The sequence below is a fragment of the Burkholderia sp. Bp8998 genome, from assembly GCF_003854235.1.
In the GTDB taxonomy this organism is placed as follows: Bacteria; Pseudomonadota; Gammaproteobacteria; order Burkholderiales; family Burkholderiaceae; genus Burkholderia.
In genome coordinates this window covers 1-761 of record NZ_QTQF01000151.1, presented here as the reverse complement: position 1 = coordinate 761, position 761 = coordinate 1, and the positions used below count along the sequence as shown (strand labels likewise).

Here is a 761-nt window from a genome sequence, read left to right as displayed (position 1 = left end):
GCGAAGCCGAGGTACTGCAGCACTTCGGCGATCGGGAACAGCTCGTCCACTTCCAGATGCAGCGTGCGCGCGATTTCCGGCATGTCCGCGCGGCCGTGGTACGGCGCCATCGCGAGTGTCTCGATCAGGCCGGCCATCAGGTTGGTCGACACCTGCGGCAGCCAGCTGCCGAGCTCCAGCCCCTTCTTCGTCGCCTCGTTGGTCTGGCGCGCGGTCATCTTCGCGTAGATGTCGTCGACCAGCTTGCGGAAATCCGGATCCAGCCGGTTGCGCGGATGCTTGAACGGCACCTTGATCTCGGCGATCACGCGGCCCGGGTTCGACGACAGCACCAGAATGCGGTCGCACATGAACACCGCTTCCTCGATGTTGTGCGTGACGATCAGCACCGACTTGATCGGCATCCTGCCTTGCGTCCACAGGTCGAGCAGGTCGGTACGCAGCGTTTCGGCGGTCAGCACGTCGAGCGCGGAAAACGGCTCGTCCATCAGCAGGATCGTCGGGTCGACGACGAGCGCGCGCGCAAAGCCCACGCGCTGGCGCATCCCGCCCGACAGCTCGCGCGGATACGCGTTCTCGAAGCCGTCAAGACCGATCAGGTCGATCGCGGCGAGCGCGCGTTCGCGCCGCTCGCGCGCGCCGACGCCGAGCGCCTCCAGCCCGGCTTCCACGTTCTGCAGCACGGTCAGCCACGGGAACAGCGCGAAGGTCTGGAACACCATCGCGACGCCTTCGGCCGGGCCGCGCAGCGGCTTGCCGAG

Annotated in this window: 1 protein-coding gene; it reads right to left on the bottom strand. The window is 67.1% G+C overall.

Translation table 11 applies throughout. The annotated features are described in order from the left end of the window. Window positions 1-761, bottom strand: a 761-nt coding sequence (locus DIE06_RS37890) for an ATP-binding cassette domain-containing protein (RefSeq protein ID WP_124665751.1), incomplete at both ends; no start/stop codon positions are given.